Source organism: Nocardiopsis sediminis (assembly GCF_042650565.1).
GTDB classification, from domain to species: Bacteria; Actinomycetota; Actinomycetes; order Streptosporangiales; family Streptosporangiaceae; genus Nocardiopsis_B; species Nocardiopsis_B sediminis.
The window spans coordinates 1-6155 of sequence record NZ_JBHSBH010000024.1; the positions used below are offsets into that span (position 1 = coordinate 1).

Annotated in this window: 1 protein-coding gene; it reads right to left on the bottom strand. The window is 72.8% G+C overall.

Features of this window, described 5'->3' with window-relative positions; all coding sequences use genetic code 11:
- The coding region (locus tag ACFOVU_RS28920) for an SDR family NAD(P)-dependent oxidoreductase (RefSeq protein ID WP_378538636.1) at positions 1–6155 on the bottom strand (6155 nt) is incomplete at both ends.

Below are 6155 nucleotides of genomic sequence, written 5' to 3' on the forward strand. Positions count from 1 at the left end.
GTGGGGGTGGTGGGTGCGGGTCGTGGCCAGGGCCAGCGCGGTGTCGTGGAGGGTGTGGCCGGGGTTGGCGGCCAGGTGCTCGGCGAGCTTCGCGGCGTAAGCGGGCAGCCGGGAGGCGTCCGGCGCTGAGAGCAGGACGGGGACGGTGGGCAACGCCAGCGCGGCGGCCTCCACCACAGAGTCGGCATTGATCTCGTTGGGGGCGGGAGCCTCGGCCGCCGCGGCCTGGTCGGGGGTGTGTTCGAGGATGATGTGGGCGTTGGTGCCGCTGATCCCGAACGAGGACACCCCGGACCGGCGGGGCTGATCGGAGTGCTCGGGCCACGGCCGGGCCTCGTCCAGCAGCCGCACCTGCCCGGCGTCCCAGTCGATGTGGGTGGACGGCGTCGAGGCGTACAGGGTCTGCGGCAGCAGACCCTCCCGAGAGGCCATCACCATCTTGATCACCCCCGCGACTCCGGAGGCGCACTGGCTGTGCCCGATGTTGGATTTCACGGAGCCCAGCCATAGAGGGCTGTCCTCGGCGCGGTCCCCGTAGACCTTCATGAGGGCGTGGGCTTCGATCGGGTCGCCGAGGGTGGTGCCGGTGCCGTGGGCTTCGACCGCGTCGACGTCGCCCGGCTCCAAGCCTGCGTTCGCCAAGGCCTGGCGGATCACCCGCTCTTGAGACGGCCCGTTGGGGGCCGTGAGCCCGTTGCTGGCGCCGTCCTGGTTGATGGCGCTGCCGCGAATCACCCCAAGAACGTGGTGCCCGTTGGCCTCGGCGTCGGACAGCCGTTCCAGCAGGATCATGCCCACGCCTTCGGAGAACACGGTGCCGTCGGCGTCGTCGGAGAACGCCTTCAGGCGACCATCCCGCGCCAGACCCCGCTGACGGCTGAACTGGATGTACAGCTCCGGAGAAGGTAGCACCGTCACGCCGCCGGCGAGGGCGAGGGTGCTCTCGCCGCGGCGCAGCGACTCGCACGCCAGGTGGATGCCCACCAGCGACGACGAGCACGCGGTGTCGACGGTGACCGCCGGTCCCTCAAGACCCAGGGTGTAGGCGACCCGGCCCGACATCACCGACGTGGAGTTGCCGGTCATCAGGTAGCCCTCGGCGTCGGCCGAATCCGATTCGGCGCCGTAGCCGGTGTGGGTGCCGCCGATGAAGACGCCGGTCGGGCTGCCGCGCAAAACGGCAGGGTCGATCCCGGCCCGCTCCAGCACCTCCCACGACACTTCCAGCAGCAGCCGCTGCTGGGGGTCCATCGCCACGGCCTCACGCGGACTGATCCCGAAGAACCCCGGGTCGAAGTCGCCCGCTCCTTCCAGGAACCCGCCCTCGCGGACGTATGCCGTTCCGGCCCGGTCGGGATCGGGGTCGTAAAGTCCGTCGAGATCCCACCCGCGGTTGTCGGGGAAGGGGGAGATCCCCGATCCGCCTTGCACGACCAGGTCCCACAAGTCTTCCGGCGAGGCCACCCCGCCGGGGTAGCGGCAGCCCATCGCCACGATCGCCACAGGCTCGGCCGTAGCCGACGCGACCGAGGCCGTCGCACGCACCGGGGCCGCGTCCTTCGACACGGCTCCGCCCAGACGCTCCAAGAGGAACCCGGCCAGCGCGGCGGGAGTGGGGTGGTCGAAGACCGCTGTGGCCGGAAGGCGGGTCCCAGCGGCGCGTCCGAGCCGGTTGCGCAGCTCGACCGATGTCAGGGAGTCGAACCCGAGATCCTGGAACGGGCGTCCTGCGGCGACGGCGTCGGGGGAAGAGTGCCCCAGCACGGCGGCGGCCTCCGCCCGCACTAGAGAGACGACCACGTGCTCCCGCTCGGCCAGCGGCAGCCCCGCAAGGCGCTCCTCCAGCGCCGACCCGCCACCCGAGGCCCCGCTGGTGGCGGTGGCGGTGGCGCGGACCGCACGCCGCGCAGGCGCCGCCACCAGCCCCCGCAACACCGCAGGAACACCACCGTCCCGGGTGGCGAGGGTGCGGGGGTCGATGGGGAGGGGGAGGACGAAGGGTTCGGCGTGTGTTGTGGCGGCGTCGAGCATGCGCATGCCGTGGGTGTTGGTGATGCGGCGGTATCCGGAGCGTTCGATGCGGGAGATGTCGGATCCGGTGAGGTGGGCACTCATACCGCTGGCCTGTTCCCACAGCCCCCAGGCCAGGGACAGGCCCGGGAGGCCTTCGCGGACGCGGGTGTGGGCGAGGGCGTCGAGGAAGGCGTTGGCGGCGGAGTAGTTGCCCTGGCCGGCACTGTCCAGCGATCCGGCGGAGGAGGAGTAGAGGGTGAACGTCGCCAGGTCCATGCCGGCGGTGGCCTGGTGCAGCCACCAGGCGGCATCGGCCTTCGGCGCCAGCACCCGATCGAAGGCATCGGTGTCGAGGGAGGACACAACACCGTCGGCCAACACGCCGGCGGTGTGGAACACCCCGGTCAGCGGGTGCTGTTCGGGCACCCGTTCGAGCAGGTCTTCCACTCCCTCACGGGTGGACACATCCGCGGCCACGACCTCCACCACGCCGCCCGCGGCTTCCAGGTCTGCGACGAGTTCGGTGGCGCCTTCGGCGTCGGGTCCGCGGCGGGAGGCCAGCAGCAGATGACGGGCGCCGTGTCGGGTGACGAGGTGGCGGGCGAGCATCGCGCCCAGCCCGCCCGTTCCGCCGGTGATCAGGACGGTGCCGTCGGGGTCCAGGGCGCGGGGGATGGTGAGGACGATCTTGCCGCGGTGGCGGGCTTGGGCCATGAACCGGAACGCCTCCCCCGCCCGGCGCACATCCCAGCACTGCACCGGCAGCGGGGACAGCTCGCCTGCCGCGCAGGCCGCCAGCACCTCATCGAGCATCTGACCGACACGGTTGGCTCCGGCGTCCATCAGGTCGAAGGTCCGGTACACCACACCCGGATACGCCTCGGCGACCTGCTCGGGGGTGCGGCGGTCGGTCTTGCCCATCTCGATGAACCGGCCACCCTCACCCAGAAGGGCAAGGGACGCATCCGTGAACTCCCCGGCCAGCGAGTTCAGCACCACGTCGACCGCGCCGAACTTCTCGGCGAAGCCGAGGTCGCGGGACGAGGAGATGCGGTCATCTCCCAAGCCCAGGCCGCGCAGGACGTCCCACTTGCCCGGGGAGGCGGTGGCGAAGACCTCGGCACCGCGGCTCTTCGCGATCTGGATGGCGGCCATACCGACACCCCCGGCACCCGAATGCACCAGCACCCGGTCACCCGCGCCCACACCCGCCAAGTCCACCAGCCCGTACCAGGCGGTGGTGTAGGCGACGGGGACTCCGGCGCCTTCAGCGAACCCCCAGCCTTCCGGCATCGGGGCCACCAGTACAGCGGGGCTCACCACTCGGGGACCGAACGCCGCCTCGCCGACACCGACGACCCGGTCACCGACCGACAAGTTCTCGACCCCGGGACCGACCTCGCTGACCACACCCGCGAACTCACCGCCGATGGGCTCACCCTGCTCCGGCACCATGCCGAGGACCACGACGACATCGCGGAAGTTCAGGCCGGCGGCGCGGATCTCCACGCGGACCTCGCCCGCATCCAGGGCGCGGTCGGCCTCAGGCGCTTCGATCAGGGCGAGGTCGTCGAGTGACCCCTTCACCTCCGCGTCCAGGCGCCACGCGTCGGAACCGGCGGGCACCGGGAGGTCGCGCGTGGCGTCGGCCCGGGACAGGCGCGGTACCAGCACCTCGCCGCCACGCACCGCCACCTGCGGCTCGTCCGCGAGGCCCAGCACGGACGCCAACGCGTCCAGCGACTCCGTCGTCGCGTCCACATCCACCAAGAGCACCCGGCCCGGCGACTCCGCCTGCGCCGAACGCACCAGCCCCGAGACGGCCGCCCCCACCAGCCCCGGACCACCGTCCCCGGCACGCGCACCCACCGCACCCCGGGTCACCACCGCCAACCGCACCTCCGCCAACCGGTCATCGGCCAGCCACGCCTGCACCACGCCCAGCGCTTCGGCGAGCCCACCGCGCACGGCATCGGGGACGTCCCCCGAGCCCGAACCGGCGTCCGCGCCATTCCCGCCGCCGGGGACGTCCAGGCAGACCACGACGGTCCCGGGTGCGCCCTCTTCGGCGGCCACTTTGGCCGCCAGCCCCGCAACGTCTTCGTAGCGCGATACGCGGCTGCCACCGGACTCCAGCGCCGAGGCCAGGCCGGGCCACACCCGCCCCGCCACGGCGACCTCGCTCACCGGTGCCGGCGCGTCACCCGGCAGCGGCACCCAGCTCAGGTGGTGCAGGGCGTCGTCGCCTCCACCGGCGGTGGCGGCCAGGCCGCCCGCCGGGACCGGCCGCGATGCCAGGCCGTCCACGACCCCGACCGGCCGGCCGGTGGCGTCGGCGATGTCCAGCGAGATCGAACCGTCCTCGGCGGTCCGCACCCGCACGCGCACCCGGTCGGCCCCGGATGCCCACAGCTCCACGCCGGACCACGCGAAGGGGAGCTCCACGCCGTCGCCCGACGCGTTGCCGGCGACGCCGGAGGCGTGGAGTGCGGAGTCCAGCAGCGCGGGGTGGATCCCGAACGAACCCGCCTCGGAGGCTTCGCGCTCGTCGAGCGCGATCTCGGCGAACACCTCACCATCACGCGTCCACGCACGCCGCAGCCCCTGAAACGCCGGACCGTACCCGTACCCCTGAGCGGCCAGGCCCTCGTAGTGGCCCGTCACATCGACCTCGCGCGCACCCGCCGGAGGCCACTCCACCAGGTCGAACCCGGCCCCACTCGAACGACCGGCGACCAGCGCGCCCGACGCGTGCCGCACCCACGATCCCGATGCGGAAACCGCCCGGGAGTACACCGACACGAGGCGGCGTCCGGTCTCGTCCGCTCCGCCGGCCACGACCCGGAGCGCCACCGGGTCGGCACCCAGCACCAGCGGGGCCTCCAGCGTCAGCTCCTCCACCACCGGGCAGCCGACCTCATCACCCGCACGCACCGCCAGCTCCACGAACCCGGTGCCGGGGAACACGACCGTCTCCCCGACGCCGTGGTCGGCCAGCCACGGATGCGACGACACCGATACCCGCCCCGTCAGCACCACACCACCCTCATCAGGCAGCTCCACCGCGGCACCCACCAACGGGTGATCGGCGGGGGTCAGGCCCAGGCCGCCCGCGTCGGTCTCCGGCGTCGCCTCCAGCCAGAAGTGTTCGTGCTGGAAGGCGTACGTCGGCAGCTCCACCGGCGTCGAGGCGGGCTCCGCCTCGGGCTTCTCCGCCTCCTGCCGCTCAAGCGCCTCCCGGTGCCCTATCCCCGACACGACCGTGGCCCAGTCCACGTCCACACCGGCCGCGAACGCCTCGCCGACCGACAGCAGGAACCGCCGCGCGTCCCCTTCGTCGCGCCGCAGCGACCCCACCACCGACCCGGACCGGCCGGCGCCCTCCAGGACGTCCTGAATGCTCATCCCCAGCACCGGGTGCGCGGAGACCTCGACGAACGCGCTCCGGCCGTCGCCGATCAGCGCCTCCACTGCCCCCGCGAAGTTCACCGGTTCGCGCACGTTGGAGTACCAGTACGACGCGTCGAGCCCGCTGCCGTCGATCAGGCCGCCGGTCACCGTGGAGTAGAACGGGACCCTGCCCGCCCGGGGGGCCACCGGGCCCAGCAGCTCCAGCAGCCGTTCGCGCAGCGGTTCGACCAGCGGGGAGTGCGAGGCGACCGTCGCCGGGATGACCCGCGCGCGCACGCCCTCCTCCCGGAGCCCTGCGACGAACTCCTCCAGGGCCTTCTGCTCACCCGAGACGGCGCAGGTCCCGGGCCCGTTGGTCGCGCCCACCCACAGCGAACCGTCCCGGTCCGCTATTCGCCGCGCCACTTCATCGGGCGGCAGCCCGACCGCCCCGATCCCGCCCTTCCCGGTCAGTTCCTGGGCGAACAGCCGGCTGCGCAGGGCGACGACGCGCATCGCGTCCTCCAGCGTGAGGACGCCCGCGACGTAAGCGGCGGCGACCTCGCCCTGGGAATGGCCCACGACCGCCGAGGGGCTCACCCCCACGGACTCCCACAGCGCGGCCAGCGACACCATGACGGCGAAGGTCACCGGCTGCAAGACCTCGATGGCGTCCAGGGTGGGGGCTCCGGGGCGTTGGTGGAGGACGTCGAACAGGTCCCAGTCCACGAACTCCGACAGCGCACGCGCGC